This is a genomic window from Glycomyces sp. NPDC049804 (genome assembly GCF_040674615.1).
In the GTDB taxonomy this organism is placed as follows: Bacteria; Actinomycetota; Actinomycetes; order Mycobacteriales; family Micromonosporaceae; genus Glycomyces; species Glycomyces niveus.
The window spans coordinates 20,505-40,890 of record NZ_JBFAMQ010000012.1 but is presented as its reverse complement, the minus strand read 5'-3'; the positions used below and the strand labels follow the sequence as shown (position 1 = coordinate 40,890).

General features: G+C 70.7%; 18 protein-coding genes. 5 read left to right on the top strand and 13 right to left on the bottom strand.

Annotated elements, in window-relative coordinates:
* Positions 1–40 precede the first annotated feature (40 nt).
* Both AB0K52_RS18540 and AB0K52_RS18535 read left to right on the top strand, forming a co-directional pair.
* Positions 41–1,771, top strand: a complete 1,731-nt coding sequence (locus AB0K52_RS18540; protein WP_363533572.1) for an ABC transporter ATP-binding protein — start codon at positions 41–43, stop codon at positions 1,769–1,771.
* The gene (locus AB0K52_RS18535) at positions 1,768–3,528 is read left to right on the top strand and encodes an ABC transporter ATP-binding protein (RefSeq protein ID WP_363533569.1); all 1,761 of its coding nucleotides are present in this window, start codon (positions 1,768–1,770) and stop codon (positions 3,526–3,528) included. The genes AB0K52_RS18540 and AB0K52_RS18535 overlap by 4 nt, the downstream gene beginning before the upstream one ends.
* 102 nt (positions 3,529–3,630) lie before the next feature.
* Here the strand turns inward: AB0K52_RS18535 and AB0K52_RS18530 are convergent, their stop codons facing one another.
* The 4 genes from AB0K52_RS18530 to AB0K52_RS18515 form a co-directional block, all read right to left on the bottom strand.
* Positions 3,631–4,041 (bottom strand): hypothetical protein, encoded by a 411-nt coding sequence (locus AB0K52_RS18530; RefSeq protein WP_363533566.1) that lies wholly within the window; start codon positions 4,039–4,041, stop codon positions 3,631–3,633.
* A gap of 241 nt (positions 4,042–4,282) precedes the next feature.
* Positions 4,283–4,981 (bottom strand): hypothetical protein, encoded by a 699-nt coding sequence (locus tag AB0K52_RS18525; protein WP_363533563.1) that lies wholly within the window; start codon positions 4,979–4,981, stop codon positions 4,283–4,285.
* Positions 4,982–5,094: 113 nt separating this feature from the next.
* On the bottom strand, positions 5,095–6,849 hold the full coding sequence (locus AB0K52_RS18520) for a hypothetical protein (RefSeq protein ID WP_363533560.1): 1,755 nt from the start codon (positions 6,847–6,849) through the stop codon (positions 5,095–5,097).
* 36 nt (positions 6,850–6,885) lie between these two features.
* Entirely contained in the window at positions 6,886–7,764 is an 879-nt protein-coding gene (locus tag AB0K52_RS18515) for a phosphorylase (RefSeq protein WP_363533557.1), read from the bottom strand.
* 136 nt (positions 7,765–7,900) lie between these two features.
* Between AB0K52_RS18515 and AB0K52_RS18510 the strand changes: the two genes are divergently transcribed.
* A complete protein-coding gene (locus AB0K52_RS18510) occupies positions 7,901–8,590 on the top strand; it encodes an NUDIX domain-containing protein (protein WP_363533554.1) in 690 nt (229 codons plus the stop codon).
* A gap of 1 nt (position 8,591) precedes the next feature.
* Here AB0K52_RS18510 and AB0K52_RS18505 read toward each other — a convergent pair whose 3' ends face one another.
* Entirely contained in the window at positions 8,592–8,924 is a 333-nt protein-coding gene (locus AB0K52_RS18505) for a TfoX/Sxy family protein (RefSeq protein ID WP_363533551.1), read from the bottom strand.
* 210 nt (positions 8,925–9,134) lie between these two features.
* On the bottom strand, positions 9,135–11,042 hold the full coding sequence (locus AB0K52_RS18500; protein WP_363533549.1) for a beta-L-arabinofuranosidase domain-containing protein: 1,908 nt from the start codon (positions 11,040–11,042) through the stop codon (positions 9,135–9,137).
* A gap of 308 nt (positions 11,043–11,350) precedes the next feature.
* On the opposite strand from AB0K52_RS18500, the gene AB0K52_RS18495 reads away from it, so the two are divergent.
* Positions 11,351–13,423 carry a PhoX family phosphatase gene (locus AB0K52_RS18495; protein WP_363533546.1) on the top strand — a complete coding sequence of 691 codons (2,073 nt, stop codon included), beginning with the start codon at positions 11,351–11,353 and terminating at the stop codon, positions 13,421–13,423.
* 56 nt (positions 13,424–13,479) lie between these two features.
* Here the strand turns inward: AB0K52_RS18495 and AB0K52_RS18490 are convergent, their stop codons facing one another.
* The 3 genes from AB0K52_RS18490 to AB0K52_RS18480 are packed head-to-tail and all read right to left on the bottom strand — an operon-like array spanning position 13,480 to position 15,133.
* A complete protein-coding gene (locus tag AB0K52_RS18490) occupies positions 13,480–13,980 on the bottom strand; it encodes an anthrone oxygenase family protein (RefSeq protein WP_363533544.1) in 501 nt (166 codons plus the stop codon).
* Between the two features lie 4 nt (positions 13,981–13,984).
* Positions 13,985–14,545, bottom strand: a complete 561-nt coding sequence (locus AB0K52_RS18485) for a dihydrofolate reductase family protein (RefSeq protein WP_363533541.1) — start codon at positions 14,543–14,545, stop codon at positions 13,985–13,987.
* Positions 14,546–14,548: 3 nt separating this feature from the next.
* Entirely contained in the window at positions 14,549–15,133 is a 585-nt protein-coding gene (locus AB0K52_RS18480; RefSeq protein WP_363533538.1) for a dihydrofolate reductase family protein, read from the bottom strand.
* Positions 15,134–15,217: 84 nt separating this feature from the next.
* Here AB0K52_RS18480 and AB0K52_RS18475 point away from each other — a divergent pair, with 84 nt between their 5' ends.
* Positions 15,218–15,793 (top strand): TetR family transcriptional regulator, encoded by a 576-nt coding sequence (locus AB0K52_RS18475; RefSeq protein ID WP_363533535.1) that lies wholly within the window; start codon positions 15,218–15,220, stop codon positions 15,791–15,793.
* A gap of 52 nt (positions 15,794–15,845) precedes the next feature.
* Here the strand turns inward: AB0K52_RS18475 and AB0K52_RS18470 are convergent, their stop codons facing one another.
* The 4 genes from AB0K52_RS18470 to AB0K52_RS18455 form a co-directional block, all read right to left on the bottom strand.
* Positions 15,846–17,858, bottom strand: a complete 2,013-nt coding sequence (locus AB0K52_RS18470) for a hypothetical protein (RefSeq protein ID WP_363533532.1) — start codon at positions 17,856–17,858, stop codon at positions 15,846–15,848.
* Positions 17,859–17,913: 55 nt separating this feature from the next.
* Complete coding sequence (locus AB0K52_RS18465; RefSeq protein WP_363533530.1) at positions 17,914–18,237, bottom strand: hypothetical protein; 324 nt, start codon at positions 18,235–18,237, stop codon at positions 17,914–17,916.
* Positions 18,238–18,600: 363 nt separating this feature from the next.
* Complete coding sequence (locus tag AB0K52_RS18460; protein ID WP_363533527.1) at positions 18,601–19,479, bottom strand: carbohydrate ABC transporter permease; 879 nt, start codon at positions 19,477–19,479, stop codon at positions 18,601–18,603.
* Positions 19,476–20,318 (bottom strand): sugar ABC transporter permease, encoded by an 843-nt coding sequence (locus AB0K52_RS18455; protein WP_363533928.1) that lies wholly within the window; start codon positions 20,316–20,318, stop codon positions 19,476–19,478. Before AB0K52_RS18455 ends, AB0K52_RS18460 begins: the two co-directional genes overlap by 4 nt.
* Positions 20,319–20,386: the final 68 nt, after the last annotated feature.

Here is a 20,386-nt window from a genome sequence, read left to right as displayed (position 1 = left end):
GCGTTCTTCGGCGCAGCCCCCATAGCGAAGGAACCTGCAGATGGCACGTTTCACTCCCCCGCGCGACCCCGGCGGGCCGCTCGCACACCCCCGACCCGCCGTCGCCGTCATCGGCTGGCTCTTCCGCTCGCAGTGGCGGATGCTCGCGATGAGCACGCTCGTCTCGTTCGCGTTCCTCGGCGGCCAGCAGTTCGTGCCCTATGTGGTCGGACGCGCGGTCGACGAAGGCCTCGTCGCGGGCGACCGCACCGCGCTCTACTGGTGGTCGGCAGGGCTCATGGCCTGCATCGCCGTCGCCACCGTGACGGGCGTGGCGAGCTTCTACCACATGATGTACACGGCCATGGACACCGACTTCCGGGTCCAGCGGCGGCTCGTTGACACGGTCGTCGCGGTCGGCTCCCGCATCAGGTCGCGGGCCGACGCGGGCGAGCTCGTGGCGATCTCCGCCGCCGACGCGCACGCGCTCAGCTCGGTCTCGATGATGTTCGGCCGCTTGGCCTCCGCGCTCCTCGCGTTCATCCTCGCCCTCTCGATCCTCGCGACGCTCTCGTGGTGGTTCGTGCTCGCCGCCGGGATCGGCGTCCCGGCCATGTTCATGCTCCTGCGGCCGCTGTTCCTGCGGCTCGAGGAGCGCGGCCGCGAGTTCCGCGCCCGCATCGGCGAGCAGACCGGCATCGGCACCGACGCGGTCGCGGGCCTGCGCGTGCTGCGCGGCATCGGCGGCGAGGCGCACTTCACCGACCGGTACAAGACCGCTTCGCAGGCGTCCCGCCGCGCCGGGGTGCGGGTGCGGCGCACCGCGGCCGGGCTCGAGTTCGCGCGCCTCGCGCTGCCGGGGACGCTGCTCGTGCTCGTCCTGTGGATGGGCGCGGAGATGACCTTGAACGGCACCATCACGGCCGGCGAGTTCGTGGCGCTCTTCGGGTACCTCGTGGCCCTCACGCGCCCGCTCGGGTACACGATCCAGGGCGTCGACGCCTTGACCCGGGCCATCGTCGCCTCGGGCCGGTTCCAGAAGCTCCAAGCCGAGCACCCCGAGCCCGAACCGGAGGACGGGACCCCTTGGCCCGCAGGCGAGGCCCTGCACGACCCGGCCAGCGGCGTCACCCTCGAACCGGGCCTCATCACCGGGATCGTCACCGGGGACGGCAAGGGCGCGACCGAACTCCTCGACCGGCTCAGCGGCTACAGCGAGACCGGCGAGAGCGCCCGCATCGGCTCGATCCCCTTGGACGCCTTCGGTACCGCGACCGTGCGGCGGCACCTCCACCTCCTCGAGGCCCGCGCGCAGCTCTTCAGCGGGCCGCTGCGCGAGCAGCTCGACGTGGACGGGACCCGCTCGGACGCCGAGATCATGCGGGCGCTGCACACCGCCTCGGCGGTCGACATCGTCGGCGTCGACCCCTCGCTCCTCGAGAGCGAGGAGGTGCCGACCTCCGGGTTCGACCTCGGCACCGTCGCGGGCGAACGGGGCCGGAACTTCTCCGGCGGCGAGCGCCAGCGCCTCATCCTCGCCCGCGCGCTCCTCGCCGACCCCGAGATCCTCGTCCTCGACGACCCGGCCAGCGCGTGCGACGCCCAGACCGAGGCCCGCATCGCCGCGCGCCTCGCCCGGCACCGGGCGGGCCGGACCACCGCGATCCTCACCAACTCACCGCAGCTGCTGGCGGTGTGCGACCGGGTCCAGTTCCTCGGGGGCGGACTCGTCTCCGGCACGCACGCGGACCTGCTGCTCCAAGCCGAGTACCGAGAGGCGGTCACCCGATGAGCCGCGCGACGCTCCCCATCGCGACCCCTGCCGAGACGCGCCGGTACCTGCGCGAGCTGATCGGCCGCCACCGCGCGCGGTTCGGCCTCATCGTGGCCCTGACGATCGGCGCGGCCCTCGCGGGCATGTCGACGCCGTACATCGTGGGCCTGATGACCGACGCGTTCGCGGCCTGGGCGCGCGGCGGCGCGGGCGACCCGGGCTCGGACCTGCGGTGGCAGCTGCCGCTGATCCTCGCCGCCGTGCTCGCGCAGGCGGGCCTGACGTGGGCCTCCTACCGGAACCTGGCGGTGCTCTCGGAGCAGATCGTGGCCGACGTGCGCGAGGAGTTCATGGAGCGCACGCTGGCCCTCCCGCCGGGCCAGGTCGAGGCGGCCGGGACCGGCGAGCTCTTGTCCCGCACCAGCCTCGACGTGAGCCAGGTGCAGCATTCCCTGGTGCAGGCCGCGCCGCAGTTCTTCACCGGGATGATCACGGTGCTCGTGTACGTGGCGGGCGCGTTCTGGGTCTCGCCGGTGCTCGGCGCGGCGATCCTGATCGCGGTGCCGCCGATGATCCTGGTGCTGCGCTGGTACTTCAAGCGGGCGTTCAACGTCTTCCACGACGTGCAGGCCGCGAAGGCCGAGCTGACCTCGGCGGTGGCCGAGACCATCGACGGCGTGAAGACGGTCGAGGCGCTCGGCTGGCAGTCGCGCCGCGTCGCGCACACCGACCGCGCGATCGACCGCCTGTTCGGCGCGCAGGTGCGGTCGATGCGGCTGCGCGGCACGCTGTTCCCGGTGCTGGACTTCTCGGCGTTCCTGCCGTGCTTCACCGCGCTGCTGCTCGGCGGCGTGCTCACTGCGAACGGGTACTTGACGATCGCGCAGACGACCACGGTCGTGCTCATCATGCAACTCGCGGTGGCCCCGGCGATCGAGATGATCCTCTCGCTCGAATGGGTGCAGAGCGGCATGGTGTCGCTGTCGCGGCTCATCGGCGTGCGCGGCGTCGAGTCCGCTGGCGGGGACGCGCGACCGCGCCGCGAGGCGGACGAGATCATCGAGCTCAAGGGCGCGACCTTCGGCTACACGCCCGGGAAGCCGGTCCTCAAGGACGTCGACTTCGCGCTGCGCCGCGGCGAGCGGCTGGCCCTGGTCGGCCCGACGGGCGCCGGGAAGTCCACATTGGCGCGTCTGATGGCGGGCGTCCACCAGCCCGACGAGGGCGCCGTCCGGGTCGGCGGCGCGGAGACGCGCGAGATCGACGAGACCCTGCTGCGGCGCTTCGTGATCCTGGCGACCCAGGAGTACCACCTCTTCAACGACACGCTGGGCTCGAACCTGCGCCTGGGCGCGCCCGGGGCGACCGACGACCAGTTGCGGGAGGCCCTCTCGGTGGTCGGCGCCGGGGACCTCGCGGACCGCCTCGACGACGGCCTGGACACCGTGGTCGGCGGCCGGGACCACGCCCTGACGCCGGCCGAGGTGCAGCAGGTCGCGCTCGCCCGCGTCATCCTCGCCGCGCCCGAGGTGATCGTCCTCGACGAGGCCACCTCGATGCTGAGCCCCAACGCCGCCAGCGACATCGAGCAGGGCCTCAACCGCATCCTCCAGGGCCGCACGGTCGTCAGCATCGCCCACCGCCTCAACACCGCCCACGACGCCGACCGCGTCGCCGTCGTCGAGCAGGGCCGCATCACCGAACTCGGCTCCCACGACGAACTCCTCGAGCAGGGCGGGGCCTACGCGGCCCTGTGGCGGCGCTGGCACGGCTGACGCTTCGGATGGTCGAACGAGGCGGGCCGGCCCATCCCCGGGGATGGGCCGGCCCTGGTGCACGTCACGCCGGCCAGTGCGGGCCGGCGCGGCGTAGTCTGCTCAGGATTCGCTGCTGTACCAGTCGGTGCAGTCCCATCCGTTGGCGGAGTCCCAGCAGAGGGACCACCTGAAGGTGTGGTTCTCGGGGAAGTCCTTGTTGCAGTAGGTCCAGGCCTTGGCCTGGCCGAGGTTGTCGATGCACTGGCCGGAGCGGGTGCCGTCCTGGTCGTACCAGCGGAGTTTGACGCTGTAGTTGTTGGCCACGTTGTCCTTGACCCACAGGTCGTCGCCGTTGGACTGGAAGCAGCCGTCGACGTTCGGGGTGGAGCGGCGGTCCGTGCAGGAACCGGTCCAGTCGGCGTCCACGGCGTAGTTGATCTCGTCGGCGGCCGCGGCCGGGGAGGCGATCCCCAGGACGGTCAGCAGGGAAAGGGAGAAGGCCGCCAGGACGGCGGCGATTCGCTTTCGCATCGTTGCGTTCCTTTCATTGGCTCAGGCTCCCACTCCAGTCGACTACGGAGCGGGTTGCCGCAGACACGCTGCGCGGCAGGGGGATCCGCGTCAAACGACGTTGCCGAACTGTGAACGCGCGAGGGCATGGGAGCGGTTGCATCGATCACCGATGTTTTTGGTATCGATCCCAAGATTGTCGGCCTGCGATGCGGCCCGGGGCCGCCGGACCCGGGGATCCGGCGGCCCCGGGGGGCATGGGCTACGTCGCCGAGGGCACCTCAGTGCCGTTGACGATCACGTCGAACTCCTCGATGGTGCCGAACGGCTCGTCCGATCCGTCGACCTCGAAGAGCTGCACCGGTTCCCGCAGCCGGTACATCTGGTCGACCGGCGGGAAGGCCTCGGCGCCCGGGTCCTGGATCTCGGTGAATTCGAGCGGCGCGGTCCGGAGCGTCACCGAGCCCTCCTCCTGGGCGCCGGGCAGGTGCTCGAACTCGAATTCGAGCACGCAGCCTTCGCCGTCCTTCTCGGCGACCGGGTCGGCCGAGCCGTCGGCCGAGTGGTGCCCGTTGACGCGGACCTCGCCGAAATCGCCTTCGAGGCCGACCTCGTTGTACATGGCTCCACCGGCGATCATCGCGTTGGCGGCGTTCGCGTCCACCAGGGCGTTGAGGCGGCCCTCGAGGGGACCGGTGCTGTAGGTCTCGCCGGCCTCCGTCGGGCTCGCCAGCGCGATGTGCGCGCCGTCGGAGTCGATCGGCACGCTCACCGGCGTCAGGCCCGCCGCGGGGTCCGGCAGTCCGGCGGGGGCGTCCGGAGCGCCGTCGGGAAGGGCCTGCGCGGGCGCCGCCGCCAGGACGGCGAGCATCCCGAGCGGCACCGCGGCCGCGATCGCGCTGCGGGACAGCGAGCGGCGGGTCTTGTGGAACCGGTTGTCGTGCTTGTCGTTCACGTTCATGTCGCTCCTTTGCCGGTCGTGGCGCAGCCACCGGTCAGCGGCCGCGAGCCGTGATTCCGCAAAGGACTATATGGGGACGCCGCGTCTGACGTGCCGGTTCGCCCGAATCGGGGTCAGTTCACCGAGCCGCGGCTGCCTTCCCCGATCGACCCGACCTTGCCTGAGGAACCGGCGCCCGCGGCGCCGGTCTGGAGCTTGCCGTAGTTGATGACGCCGTTGTTGACGATGGTGTTGGCGCGCTCGTCGAGTTCGCTCACATCGACGTTGTTCGCGCGCAGGTAGTCCAGGAGGGCGTCGAGGATCTGGCGTTCCAGGATCTCGATGTACTTGACCGAGTCGCGGTACTGGAAGTAGTTGTGCCCGATGCCGTCGGTGCCGAACTCGCGGACGCCCGCGATCGCGCCGTGGTCCCCCGCGCCGACCTTCGAGTCGCCTCGCGTCGCCGCGGAGGCGCGGCGCGCGAGCTCGCGGACGGTGTCGAACGGGCTGCGCAGCAGTTCGTACGGGAGCGCGGCGATGCCGCGCACGACGCCCAGGAAGACCGCGTGCTCCTTGGAGACGCCGTTGCCGAACACGTGGTACCGCTCCGGCGTCGGCGGGAGCACGCAACTGGTGAACTCGACGTACAGGGTCTCGCCCTGCAGGGCGCAGTGGAGGAACACGGTGGTGATGAGCTCGCCGCCCCACGAGTCGATCGTGCAGCGCAGGTAGTGCCGCACGGGGGTCGTGGGGTCGGACTGGACCTCCTCGACGGTCTCGAAGGGATAGCCGGACCGGCGCAGTTCGTTGGGGTAGGACACCAGTGTGGCGGTGTCCCGGCCGGAGACGTAGACGTGATCGGTCAGGGCGAGGCCGGGCAGGCGCTTCGTGATCGGGGAGTCCGCGCCCAGCTGCTCGATCCGGGATTTGACGCTGCGGTTGAGGCCGACCGGGTCGACGGTCATCGCCGTCCCGCCTTCGGCTGCGGCGTCCGCCGGGTGCAGGGTCATCGCGAGCTGCCAGGTGGCGAGCGGGAAGCCGGAGCCGACGAACGGCACCCGGCTGGAGTGGTAGGTGACCACGGGCGAATGCTGCGCCATACCGATGAACAGGGTCCTGGCGTCCACCGTCCCGGCCGGTTCGAGCTCCTCCGGAATGGACATGAGGCGGTGGGCGCGCATCCCGCCGCAGACGGCGGGAACGGAGGCGAGGGCGAGCAGGAAGAAGATGAGCACGCCGACCGGGGCGGTGCTCCTTGCGGTCGCGGCGACCGACGCGCTGCCCGCCTGGCCGGTCTCCTGGACGGCGAGGCCGCCGAACTGCTCGCCGACGAGCATGCCCGCCAGGATCATCGGCAAAAGCGCGGTGACGAGGAACAGGACGGCCAGGACCGCCACGGCGACGAGGGCGACGCGCACCCAGTTGAACGTGGTCACCACCGACGCCGCGATGGTGCCGGTGGGCATGGTCGACCGGGCCTCGGCGAGGAGCACGGGGAGTCCGATCAGCGCCCAGACGCACAACGTGGCGGCCAGGAAGAACGAGGCCGCGAAGAACAGGCAGAGCAGGAGCAGGAAGAGCACCGCGAGGATGCCCTGCTGGGCGAGGTCGATCGAGCGGGCGCTGCCGATGTGCCGCAGGATCGGCACCGCGTCGGTGCCCGGGTTCGGGGCGATCGCCCGGTCGTGGCGGTCGACCACTTCGTCGACGATGCCGTTGCGGAAGTCCCGGTCGAGGTAGGCGGCCGCGCAGAGGTGCTGGGTCGCGGAGTTCTTGCGATGGCGCGGCACGGACGCCGGCGGGAATCCCGGCGGGGCCGCGACGGGTGGCGCGGGCGGCCGGGTCGACGCGAACGGGGTCGGGGACTGGGGAGACGGCGGGGTCGACATGGGGGTGTCGCCTTTCTCATGTGGAGCGGGGCGGAATCACTTCCTGTAATCGATGCGGATGCGGCCGCGGGCGCGGTCGCCCATGGCGGCGATGTTGGCGTTGGCGCCGTTGCCGACGGCGCCTATGTAGGTGTTGCTCTTGCCGCCGGCGAGGGGCCGGATCTCGGCCTGCGCGGGCTTGGAGCGGGCGATGAGGGCGAGGGCGAAGGCGGCCGCGTTGCGGGCGGCCAGGGGCTGGCGGTGCTTGTCCGCTTCTTTGGTCTTGTCGCCCAGGAGGTCGGAGACGCCGCGGACGGCGATCGCCTCGACGCTGCGCCGGCGGTCGGCGGCGGTCATGGCGCCGAAGCTCTCGGTGTCGACGGCTTGGGCGTCGCCGGAGTGGCGCTTGATGTGCTCGGCGGAGGCGGCGGCGTTGCCGGTGATGACCTTCGAACCTGAGGCGATCGGGCGGTGGAAGACCCGCGGGGCGGCCTCGAGGCCCTCGGCCCAGGCGGCGTCGTCCGCGATCAGCTGGGCGCGCTGGTGGAGCGGGAACGAGGTGGAGACGGAGGCGGGGCGCGGGAGGAGGCCGGTGTCGGTGTCCTGGCCGGCCTCGTAGCCGTAGACGTGGGTGGCGGCGACGACGTCGCCGACGCGGGCGTCGCGGAGGCCTCCGGCGATGCCGCAGAGGACGAGGATCTGGGGGCGCCAGGTGGCGACGGCGTGCTCGACCGCGGCGGCGGCGCGCTCGTTGCCGCGTCCGGTCATGGCGAGGACGAGCCGCCAGACGCCTTGGGGGCCTTCGTACTCGGTCTCGCGGTAGACGACGCCGCCGATCTCGTGGTCGGTGAACTCGTGCCCGGGGAGGAGGTCGAGCACCGCGCGGCGCTCGATGTCGATCGGGGTGGCGAGGACGGCGGTCGGCAGGTCGGTCATGGCGCCTCCAATTGCGGGTGGGGGCCGCGTGCGGTGTTCGCAGCCGCGCTCGGATCAGTTATTGTTGATTCAACAACAAGAACGAGCGTATATCGCGCCGCCGATAATTGTCAAGATGTCAAAAAGGGGATTCACCATGAGCGACAGCATGAACCCGCACAGCTTCGTCGCGGCCGACGTGGCGATCCTGACGATCCGCGACGGCGCCCTCTCGGTCCTGCTCATCAGGCGCGCCAACCCGCCGTTCAAAGGGCAGTTGGCCCTGCCGGGCGGGTTCGTCGAACCGGACGAGACCGTCGAGCGCGCGGCCGCGAGGGAGCTGTTCGAGGAGACCGGGATCCCGAAGTCCGCGTCGAGGCTCGACAGCATCGGGGTCTACTCCGAGCCCGACCGGGACCCGCGCCGGAGGGTCGTCAGCGTCGCCTTCACCGCGCTCGTGCCGAACCCCGGCGAGTCGCGCGCGGGCGGCGACGCGGCCTCCACCCAGTGGCTGCCCGTGGACCGGGCCCTCAAGGAGCCCTTGGCGTTCGACCACGTCGAGATCCTCGAGCACGCGGTCGAGCACGCGCGGCGCCAGCTCGAGTACACCACGGCCGCGACCGCGTTCTGCCGCGAGGAGTTCACCATCGCCGAACTGCGGCGCGTCTACGAGATCGTCTGGGAGACCAAACTGGACCCCGGGAACTTCCACCGCAAGGTCACCCGCATCGAGGACTTCCTGCGGCCCACCGGCGAGACCACCGCGCGCGACGGCGGGCGGCCCGCCGCGCTGTTCACGGCGGGGAGCCTCAAGCGGCTCCCGCTGCCGCTCTCGCCGGGCCGCTAGCTCACTTGCGGGGCAAGGACTCCGCGTACGCCAGGCCGCGCTCGACCCACGGGCGCAGCGAGTCCGCGGAAGCGCACAGGTCGGCGTCGAGGCGGATCCAGCCGCGCATCGGGCGGTCCTTCATGACCATCGCCTCCACGCCGGGCTCCTGGAGCAGGTCGTCGTACTCGTCCTTGTCGACCCGCACCATCGCGCCGCCGCCGCCCAGCGCGGCGGCGGCCATGTTGCCGTGCGCGAGCCAGCCCAGCCCGCCGAACATCCGCATCTCGGTGACGTACGGCCGGTTGTCCATGATCTCGCGCACCCGGTCGGCCAGCGCCTCGTCGTAAGCCATGCGGCCAGGCTGCCACACGGCACCGACAAGGCGCCGGCGAACCGGTAGGGCCTGTCCGGTGAACCGGGGCGAGTCGGTATCCGAGTCCGTTCGTTCGCTCGGAAGGCGGAGGGGCCTCTGCATACCGGTGTTGTATGCAGAGGCCCCGACAACGCAGCGAGCGGGCGAACGGGCCGGATAACGGCCGCACTGGTTCACCGGACATCACACCTAGGGCGTCTCGCGGACCCAGACGGCCATGGTGCCCTTGCCGCGGTTCGCCCACGCGAAGTACGGCACGGTGCGGATCGCGGTGGGCTCGGCCGCGGGGGCCTCGGTGCTGTAGAGGCCGTCCGGGGCGGGGCCGTCGACCAGGCCTTCGGCGATGATCGCGTCCTGGCCCTCGGCGTGCTCGGTGCGGAGTTCCCCGCTGCGGGAGACGATCAGGCGCGGCACGGCGGCGGCGTTGTCGACCTCCTCGACGCAGTGGACGATCGGGCCGCGCTGGAACGCGACCTTGCCCGCGGCGGAGCGCACGCGGGGGTCGGCGCGGACCAGGGTCGGGTCCATGGGGAGGTGGAGCTCGACGCGGTCGCCGGCGGCCCAGGTGCGGTCGAGGACCGCGTAGCCCCTGTCGGCGGCATACGGCAGGACGGTGCCGTTGACGCTGATCCGCGCGGCGCCGTTGGCCCATGCGGGCAGGCGCAGGCGCAGCGTCATGGGAAGGGGCGCTTCGGCTTCGGTGACGGTGAACGCGATGCCGCCGTCCCAGGGGTAGCCGCTCTCCTGGGCGACGGTGACGCGCTGCCCGGCGTGGGCGAAGCGGGCCGAGCCGGTGACGAAGAGGTTGACCCACAGGCCTTCGGCGTCGGCGGTGTAGACGTACTGCTCCAGGGAGGTGAGGAGCCGGGCGAGGTTGGGCGGGCAGCAGGCGCAGTCGAACCAGTCGCTGCGTTCGACGGTGCCGTCGCTGGCGAGCGGGTTGCCGTAGAAGTACTTGGTGCCGTCGGCGGAGGCCCCGGAGAGGACGCCGTTGTAGAGGGCGCGCTCGAGGACGTCGACGTACTTGGCCTCGCCGGTCAGGATCATCATGCGCTGCGCCCAGAAGACGAGTCCGATCGCGGCGCAGGTCTCGGCGTAGCCGGTGTGGTCGGGAAGGTCGTAGGGCTTGCCGAAGCCTTCGATGGAGGGGTCGGAGCCGATGCCGCCGGTGACGTAGAGCTTGGTGGCGACCAGGTCGTCCCAGAGGCGCTCGCAGGCCTCGCGCAGGCCGTCGTCGCCGAGTTCGAGGGCGAGGTCGGCCATGGCGGAGTACTGGTACATGGCGCGCACCGCGTGGCCGACGACGGCGTCCTGCTCGCGCACCGGCGCGTGGGACTGGGCGTACTCGCGGCCGCGCTGGTCGCGCGGGGTGAAGGGGCGGTCCTCGCGGCCGGCGAAGTAGCCGGCGCGGCCGCGGCGCTCGCCTTCGACGTCGAAGTAGAACGGCTTGGTGCCGCGGTTGTCGATGAAGCGCAGGGAGAGGTCGAGGTAGCGGCGTTCGCCGGTGGCGCGGTAGAGCTTGACGAGGGCGAGTTCGATCTCCTGGTGGCCGTCGTAGCCGCCTTCGCAGGAGCCGCCGGGGCCGAACTCGCGGTCGATGAGGTCGGCGTAGCGGCGGACGATGTCGAGCAGGCCGGTCTTGCCGGTGGCCTCGTAGTGGGCGACGCCGGCTTCGATGAGGTGCCCGGCGCAGTAGAGCTCGTGCGCGTCGCCGAGATCGGTGAAGCGCTGCCCGGGCTTGACGGCGGTGAAGTAGTTGTTGAGGTAGCCGTCCTCTTGCTGCGCGCCTTCGAGGAGGGCGATCGCCTTGTCGACGGCCGCGTCGAGTTCGGGGTCGGCCTGCGAGGCGAGGGCGTAGCTGGCGGCCTCGATCCACTTGGCGACGTCGGAGTCCCAGAAGATCGGGAAGCGCTCGCGGTCGTCGTCGTCGTGGCTGCGGGGCTTGAGGAGGAGCGCGTCGAACATGCCGCCGTCGCGCAGGCGGGCCTCCTGGTGGGGGATGGTCCGGGTGCGGACGGTCTCGCGGCGCGGGGACCAGAACTCGTCGGCGATCACCACGTCGGCGATGGGGAGGGAAGTCCGGTGCGGAGCGGGCATGGCGGTTCCTTCTGGCGTGACGGAGAGGACGGGACGGAAAAGGTTTTCGGTCAGGCTACCTCCCGGATCGATTTACCGATATACGGGTCTCATGCTGCGGAACGCCGCCTCGCCGCGACGAGACCGAAAGCATTTCCGAAAACCGGTGGGCGATGCGCAATCCGAGAGCGCCCCTTCACCTTTTGTTCACTTACGGTTGGCGAACGGGGTACCCGCGGCGCATAGCCTCCGGAATCGGAACGCGCCGTCGCCGCCCCGACCCGCGCATCGGCGATCCTGTTCCGGACGTACTGCCATAGGAGTCCCAAATGAATCCGCGTGCCAACCGGCGCAAGCTGCCGCTGCTCTCCGACCACATCGGCGGCCGCTCGCAGCTCACCTGTCTCTACCGCTGCGGCGACGCCTGCAGCCACCCCGTCCCGAACACCTCGGACAACCCCTACATGGGCGACCTCATCGCCTCCGCCGTCTCCCGCCGCGGTCTGTTCAAGGCCGGCGCCACGGTGACCGCGGGCGTCGGCGCCGCGGGGGCGCTCGGCAACGCCGCGTTCGCCTCCGAGGCCGACGCTCAGACCTCGGCGTTCTGGGGCTCGGTCCCGCGCGGCCTGCGCTTCGACGCCATCGAGCCGAACACCGAGGACGCCGTCACCATCCCCGACGGGTACGAGCAGCAGGTCGTGATCCGCTGGGGCGACCCGATCCTGGACGACGTCAACGACTTCGACCCCGAGGCGCAGACCCCCGAGGACGCCGCCGGCCAGTTCGGCTACAACTGCGACTTCCTCGCCCTGCTCGACCTCCCCGGTGAGCGGCGCCGCAAGGTGCTCGTGGCCAACCACGAGTACACCAGCGAAGAGATGATGCACTTCGGCTACGACTCGGCCGCCCCCACCCGCGAGCAGGTCGAGATCGGCTGGGCGTCGCACGGCCTCTCCGTCGTGGTCCTGGACGAGGACAAGCACACCGGCGACCTCACCCCGGTCGTCGGCCACGAGCTCAACCGCCGCGTCACCGCCACCTCCGAGTTCGTCCTCTCCGGGCCGGCGGCGGGCAGCGACCTCCTCAAGACCACCGCGGACGCCGAAGGGGCGCTCGCGCTCGGCACCCTCAACAACTGCGCCGGCGGCGTCACCCCGTGGGGCACCATCCTCTCCGGCGAGGAGAACTTCAACCAGTACTTCGCGAACGCCGGCCAGGTCGCCGACCCGACCGCGAAGGCCCGCCTCGCCCGCTACGGCCTCTCCGGGAACGCCAGCGAGCGCAAGTGGGAGCAGTACGACGCGCGCTTCGACGTGCTCCAGGAGCCCAACGAGCCCAACCGCTTCGGCTGGATCGTCGAGCTCGACCCGTACGACCCCGACTGGACCCCGCGCAAGCGCACCGCCCTGGGCCGCTTCAAGCACGAGGGCGCCGGGCCGCGCGTGGACCGCTACGGCCGCGTGGTCGTGTACATGGGCGACGACGAGCGCTTCGACTACATGTACAAGTTCGTCTCCAAGCACAAGATGAAGTCCGGCTCGGGCCGCGCCGCCCGCGAACACAACCGCAAGCTCCTCGACGAGGGCACCCTCTACGTCGCCAGGTTCACCGGCGACAGCCCCGGCGAGATCGACGGCACCGGCGCGCTCCCCGAGGACGGCGCGTTCGACGGCACCGGCGAGTGGATCAAGCTCGCCAGCGGCGACGAGTCCTTCGTGGACGGCATGACCGCCGAAGAGGTGTACGTGTTCACCCGCCTCGCGGGCGACAAGGTCGGCGCGACCAAGATGGACCGCCCCGAGGACGTCGAGGTCAACCCCAAGACCGGCAAGGTCTACGCGGCCCTCACCAACAACTCCCAGCGCGGCGCCGCCGGCAAGGCCGCGGCCGACGAGGCCAACCCGCGCAACAGCAACAAGCACGGCCACGTGCTCGAGCTGGAGGAGCGCCAGAACGACGTCGCGGCCACCGCGTTCGGCTGGCGGCTGCTGCTCGTCTGCGGCGACCCCGAGGACCCGAGCACGTACTTCTCGGGCTACCCCAAGGAGAAGGTCAGCCCCATCTCCTGCCCCGACAACGTCGCGTTCGACCCGCAGGGCAACCTGTGGATCTCCACCGACGGCAACGCCCTGGGCGCCAACGACGGCCTGTTCGGCGTCTCGCTCACCGGCCCGACCCGCGGCCTCACCAAGCAGTTCCTGACCGTGCCGCTCGGCGCGGAGACCTGCGGCCCGGTCGTCCAGGACCGCCACATCCTGGTGGCCGTGCAGCACCCCGGCGAGGTCGACGGCGCGACCGCCGAGACCCCGGCCTCGCAGTGGCCCGACGGTCCTGAGGGGGCGCTCCCCCGCCCGTCCGTGGTGAACGTGGTCAAGGAGCGCTTCGGCAGCATCGGCTGCTAAGCGGCGCAAGGCGAAACGGGGCGACCATCGCTGGTCGCCCCGTTGTTCGTGTCGGACTATGAGCCGCTGCGGCCGTGGACGACGAGCGCCCAGGCCAGGGCGAGCAGCGACAGGAGCGAGGCGACGCCCCGCACGGTGTTCCAGGCGATCCAGCGCGATTCGATGCTCGCGCGGAGCGCGGCGGGGTCGGCGATCGCGGCCGGGTCGCCCGCGGCTTCGAGGCGGTCGTTCATCGGCACGTTGACCGCGATGGTGCCGATGAACATGACCAGGGCCAGGACGAGGGCGAGCAGCAGCCACGGGGACGCGGCGCGGTCGCCGGAGAACCAGTTCAGTGCGAGCGCGGCGGCCGTGAAGAGCACCGAGCCGAGGAACGCCGTCATGAACCAGCCGTTGAGGATCACGCGGTTGATGCTCTGCATCCCGGCGATCCAGCCGCGGTCGTCGAGGATCTTGAGGCCGGGCATCACCGCGTACGAGAACCCGGTGAAGAGCCCCGCCACGAGGCCGACGCTGAGCACGGACGCGAGGAGCGAGAGGAGCTGGAGGAGTCGCAAGGGGCTATGCCTTCCGGTAGGTCTGGACGACCGCCCCCGAGTCGAAGGCGCGGTTTTCAACGAGCGTAAAGCCCAGCGGCGCGTAGTCACCCGCGAACATGGGGATGCCCGCGCCGAAGAGCACCGGGTAGCGCTTGACGACGATCCGGTCGATCTCCGCCGCCAGGGAGGCGGCGAGGCGGCCCCCGCCGCACAGCCAGATGCCCAGGCCCGCTTCGGCTTTGAGACCGCGGACGAATGCGGCCGGAGCGGCGGCGACCGCCGTGACGTCCGGGGAGTCCACTTCGCCCGCGGCGGTGAACACGTACTGCCGCAGGTGGGCGTACGGGCTGGGGGTGCGGCCGGCCCGATAGGTGGCCGCGCCCATGAGCACGGTGTCGAACTCCCGGTTCGGCGCGCCGGCGAGGCCGGCGGCCTCGCGGAATGCGGTCGGGACCGTCTCCGGCCGCAGCCCGTTCATCGCGGCCGCCACGTCGAGTTCCATGGGCAGGCCGTCGAACTCCCCGCGCGGCCCGGCGATGTAGCCGTCCAATGAGGATCCGACATAGTAGGTGAGTTCGCGCATAGGCTACGCCTTCCGGTAGGTCTGGATCGACGCCCCGGATTCGAGGGAGCGGTTCGATTCGAGGGTGAACGCCGTCGGCCGGTACGAACCGGCGAACATGGGGATGCCGCCCCCGATGAGGACGCGGTAGCGCTTGACGACGATCTCGTCGATCTCGTCGATGAGCGCGGCGGCGAGCTTGCCGCCCCCCGCGAGCCAGATCCCGCCGCCCTCTTGGGCTTTGAGGTCGCGCACGAAGGCGAGCGGGTCGGTGCCGACGAAGGTGACGCCGGGGTCGGTGTCCGCGCCGAGCGTGGTGGTCACGACGTACTGGTCCAGGTGGGCGTACGGGCTGGTGATGCCGAGCTTGAGGCCCGGGTCGTAGGTGCCCCGGCCCATGATGACGGCGTCGAAGCTGCGGTTCGGGGCGTCGGCGACGCCGAGCGGCTCGCGCACGTGGGTCGGGATGGTCTCGGGCCAGTGCTCCTTGATGGCGCCGAGGAGGTCGGGGTCGAGCGGGAAGTCCTCGACCTGGTCGTCCGGGCCGGCGATGTAGCCGTCGATCGTGGCGCCGATGTAGTAGGTGAGCTTGCGGTTCTGCTCGCGCATACACACTCCGTTTGAAGTACTATGAATGAAGTGGTTTGAACTTACCACTACATTCGGAGTGGTGTCAACCGGAGGGTGGAGACGATGCGGCAGAATCCCGAGCGACGGACGGCCCTGATCGACGCGGCCATCGAAGTGCTCGCAGGCCAGGGGGCGCGCGGACTGACGTTCCGGGCCGTCGACAACCAGGCGGGAGTGCCGATCGGCACCGCCTCGAACTACTTCGCGAACCGCGATGCGCTACTGGTGCAAGCGGGTCGGCGGGTGTTCCAGCGGCTCGACCCCGGGGCCGCGGTGATCGGCGAAGCGCTCGCGCTGCCGCGCACGCGGGCTTCGGTGGAGCGGCTCATGCACGAGATGGTCGAGCGGATCACCGGCTTCGGCTCGGGGTTCCTGGCGATGCTCGAACTGCGGCTCGAGGCCACGCGCCGCCCCGAGCTGCGGAAGGTCCTCACCGCGCAGATCCGGGAGAACCTCCAGGCCAACATCGACTTCCACCTCGAGACGGGCATGCCCGGGGACGCCCGGTCGGTCGAAATGCTCTACCTGGCGCTGAACTGGCTCATCACCGAGCAGCTGACGCTCCCGGAGGTGTTCGGGGAGGGGCGCACCAGAGAGCTGGTCACCGTGGCGGTCGACATGATCGTGCCGCCGCGGTGAAGCCGGGGGCGGGGAGTCGGCCGATCACCTCGGTGCCCCCGCCCCGCGGCCACTACGCGTAGGGGTCCTCTTCCTCGTCCTCGGGTCCACCGCCCCAGACGTCCTCGTCCTCGGCGATCCAGAACTGGCGCTCCATCTCCTTGTCGTCCTCCGGGCGCTGCCCGCCGCCGCCGACGGGGCCGCCCATCATGCCGCCGCCCGCGCCGGTGCCGCGTCCGCCCGCACCCGCACCCGCGCCGGCGGCACCGGCCGCGCCCATGGCGCCGCCCATGCCGCGCCCACCGGCGCCCGAACCGAGGCTGCCGCCACGGGTGGAACCGGGGGCCGAACCGCCGCCGGAGCCGCCACCGGAGAGGCCGGACGTGCGTCCGGAGTCGAGCTTGCGCGGACCCGAGCCCGAACCGGAACCCGGACCTGCGCCGAGGCCGGTGCTGCGACCGGAGTCGAGTTTGCGGGGGCCGGACGAGCGCGGCGGGGTGATGCCGCGCGTGCCGCTCGGCTGCGTGACGATCGGGGGCGGCAGGTGGCTGCTGCCCGGGCCGAGGGTGCTGCCGCCGACGCCGGTGGGCGGCAGCGTGGTCGTGCCGCCGCTGGCGAGACCGCCGCTCACGTCGTCGGGGTCGGCGCTGGCGTTCCAAGGGTTGTCGTCGAGCCCGTTCAGGCCGCCCGCGCCCGTGTAGTCGGTCGGCGGCGCGCCGCCGTTCGGCCCGAGGCCGGTGCCGCCCAGCGAGTCCAGGCCCGCGCCGTTGTAGCTCCCGGGCGGGTTCCCGCCGTTGCCGGTGAGGTCGTCGGGGTTGTAGTTGGACGCGAACGGGTTCTCGTCGTTCAGTCCATTGAGGCCGCCGCTGCCGTTCACGTCGCCCGGAAGGTTGCCGCCGTTGTAGCCGGTGCCGTTGAGGCCGTTGGCGTTGAGGCCGCTCGTGTCCGGGTTGCCGCCCAGGCCCTTCAGGTCGGTGGGCGGGGTGATGGAGTCCATGCCGCCGCCGAGGTCGGGCATGCCGCCGCCCCCGCCCGCGTCCAGTTCCGGGGGGTCGAACTTGTCGGTCTCGCCGTCGTTGAAGGCGGTCGGCTCGGCCTTGCGCACGTCGGGCGCGATCTCCTGGACGTGGGCCTCCACGTTCGCGTGCCGCTCGGTCACCTCTTCGTTGACGCGGGCGGACTCCTCCTCGAGCTGCTCGGAGCCCTCCGCCCCCAAGGCGATCAGCTGCTCGTCGGCGTACTCGTCGGCCTTCTTGCGGGCCAGCTCCTCGCCCTTGAGTCCGTCCACTTCGTACTCGGGGTTGGCGTTGACGTACTCGAGCCACCGGTTGTACGTGGTCTCGCGGCCCTCCTGGACCTCGTCGATCACCGTCGGGTCGAACCCGGCGAGCTCGACCGCCTTCTTGATCTCGTCGTTCTTGTGGATCTCGCAGTTCTTGAAGAACGGCGGCCGGATGTGGATCTGGTGCGAGCCGCAGCTGGTGCCCTGCATGTAGAACTTCGGCGCCGGGTAGACGCAGGAGGTGCCGCCCTGCTGGTCGTAGATCTCGGACTGCTTGTCGTCCAAGAGCTTCACGACGCCGCCCTTGCCGTCCTCGCCGGCGATGTCGCCGCTCACCGTCTTGCAGTTCTTGAGGACGGTCTCGGCCTGCTCCTCGAAGGCGTCGAAGTCGTCGCCCTTCCAGAAGCCCGAGAGGGTCGACAGGCCCTCCTTGAGCTTCGGGGCGATCGCCGCGAACGCCTCCTGGAACTCGATCCACTCGTCGCGGATGGTGTCGAGGGCGTAGTCCGCCTCGGGCTGGGGCCGGATCGAGGCGACCATGCTCTTGATGGTCTGGCCCTCGGGGAGCATCATCGTGCCCTCGCGCGCGGCCTTGATGGAGTCGATCTGGTCGGCCCTGGGCACGGCCGACATGAGCTTGACCCAGGCGGGCTCGGCCGGGTCCTCAGTGGCGTTCGTGCACTCGTCGTGGCTGCACTGCGGGCTCACCCGCAGCGAGTTCTGGGCGGTCGTGTAGGAGGCGCCGCTCAGCCCCTCGGCGAGCTTGCCGTAGTCGGTGCGCTCGAACTTTTCCTCTTCGGACATCGGTGGCTACTCGCTCTCGACCTCGAGGTGAACGGTGTGGTGGGGGCGCGGCCGGTCAGAGGAGCGAGTCATAGCCGTCCATCTCGTCCGCGGCGGTCTGGTCCGACTCCTCGGCGAGGTCGGCGGAGTCGTTGAGGGTCTTGATCATCCCGTGCAGGGCCTCGCGGAGGTCCTGCAGATTGTCCCAAGTGGTCTGATGGAACGTCTCGTAGTTCGTGCGGGCGGTCGCGGAGGCGTCGAGCTGCCCGAAGGCGGGCAGGAGGCCCAGCCGCTGGCCGTTCTCCATGCGCGGGATGAGGGATTCGAGGAGGTCGAGCTGCTCGCGGACGACGGTCCGGTACTCCTCGAGCGCTTCGGTGTCGATGACGCGTTCGGCCATTGAGGTCGCCTATCCGTTGATGATGCGCGCTCCCACGCCTGCGCCGGTGCTGTCTCGGCGCACGCCGGTGAGCGCTCTCTGGGTGGCGCGCCCGCGAAGGGTTGGATTCGCTGGCGCGCGCAAGAGCGGAGATGGCGCCAATGATAAGCACACCTTTCCGAATCCCGCGGTTCGGCACCCCTCGCCCCGAATATCCGTAATCGCTTGGACACCAAGGCGTTTCCAAGCTCTCGGCGGGGTTGAGCAGCGCGGACGCGAAACCGCCGCCCGCGCGGGCGCGGGCGGCGGCCTCCGGATCCGAAGGAGTGCTTACGGATTCGTTATGAGAACTTCATATTCGAACGCGTTCCGCATCCCGGTGGTTCACTGCTTCACCGCCCCCGCGACGAGACCGGACTGCCAGTACCGCTGCAGGAACAGGAACGCGATCACCAGCGGGATGATCGACAGCAGCGAACCGGTGATCACCAGCGGGACGAGGTCGCCGCTCGAGCCGCCCGCCGCGGCGGCCTGGCCCTGCCAGCGCGCCAGCCCCACGGTGATCGGGTACAGCTCGGGGTCGTTGAGCATGATGAGCGGCAGGAAGTAGTTGTTCCAGGTGTGCACCAGGGCGAACAGCAGGACCGTCGCGAAGCCGGGCGCGAGGAGGCGCAGCACGACTTGGAAGAAGATCCGGAACTCGCTCGCGCCATCGATGCGGGCGGCCTCGAGCAGGCTGTCGGGCACCGAGGCCTCGACGTAGACGCGCATGAGGAGCAGCCCGAACGGGTTGACGAGCGAGGGCAGGATGATCGCCCAGGGCGTGTCGGCGAGGCCGATCTCGCTGAACACCAGGTAGGTCGGGATCGCGAGTGCGGTCGTGGGGACCATGACCGCGCCGAGGACGACCATGAACATGGTGCGGTCGCCTTTGAAGCGGTACTTGGAGAAGCCGTATCCGGCGAGGGCGGCCAGGAGCGCGCCGCCGCCCGCGGCGGTGACCGCGTACAGGAGGGTGTTCCACAGCCACCGGAGGAAGACGCCGTCGTCCTGGGTGAGCGTGAGGCTGATGTTCTCGATCAGGTGGAAGTCGCCGGAGAACCAGAGTCCGAAGGTGGAGAACAGGTCCTCGCTGGTCTTGCTGGAGGCGACGACGAGCCAGAACAGCGGGAGCAGGAAGTAGGCCGCGGCGGCGAGCATGCCGATGGTGAGGACGGTGCTGCGCTTCGGCTTGCGGGGGCGCGGCTTGCTGATCGTGGTCATCGCCGGCTCCTGCGGTCGGTGGCGAACATGAACGCGTACGAGCCGGCCAGGATGACCAGGCCGAGCACGAACGAGACGGCGGCGGCGTAGTTGTACTCCTGGCCCACGAACGCGAGGTTGTAGGCGTAGAGGTTGGGCGTGTAGGCCTCGTCGATCACGGTGGGCGCCAGGGACTGCATGAGCTGCGGTTCGTTGAACAGCTGGAGGCTGCCGATGATGGAGAAGATCATGCAGACGGCGAGCGCGCCTTTGAGGGCGGGGATCTTGATGCTCCAGGCGATGCGCCACTGCCCCGCGCCGTCGACGGCGGCGGCCTCGTAGATGTCGGCGGAGACCGAGCGGAGCGCGGCGTAGAGGATCACCATGTTGTACCCGGTGAACTCCCAGAACACGATGTTGGCGAGGGAGCCGAGCATGAGGCGCTCGCTGAGGAAGTCGGGCGCGCTGAGACCGACGGCCGCGGTGAGTTGCGCGAAGGGCCCGAAGTCGGGTCCGTAGAGGAAGCCCCACATGAGGGTCGCGATGACGCCGGGGACGGCGTACGGGACGAAGATGCCGAGCCGGGTGGTCCGCTTGAGGCGGGTGAGGCCGGTGTCGAGCGCGAGCGCGAAGGCGAGCGCGGCGACGAGCATGATCGGGACCTGGATGAGGAAGAAGAGGCAGACGCGGGCGATGCCGGTCCACAGCTGCTCGTCGCCGAACGCGCGGGTGTAGTTCTCGAGGCCGACGAAGACGTTGCCGCCCACGAGCTGTTCGCGGAAGAGGCTGAAGTAGGCGGCGTAGAGGAGCGGGAGGGCGAACATCGCGAGGAACACGATCATGAACGGGGCCACGAACATGTACCCGGCCAGGCCCCTGCGGCCTCGGCGGAGCCTGCGAGCCGTGAACGGGCGCGGTGCGCCCGGCC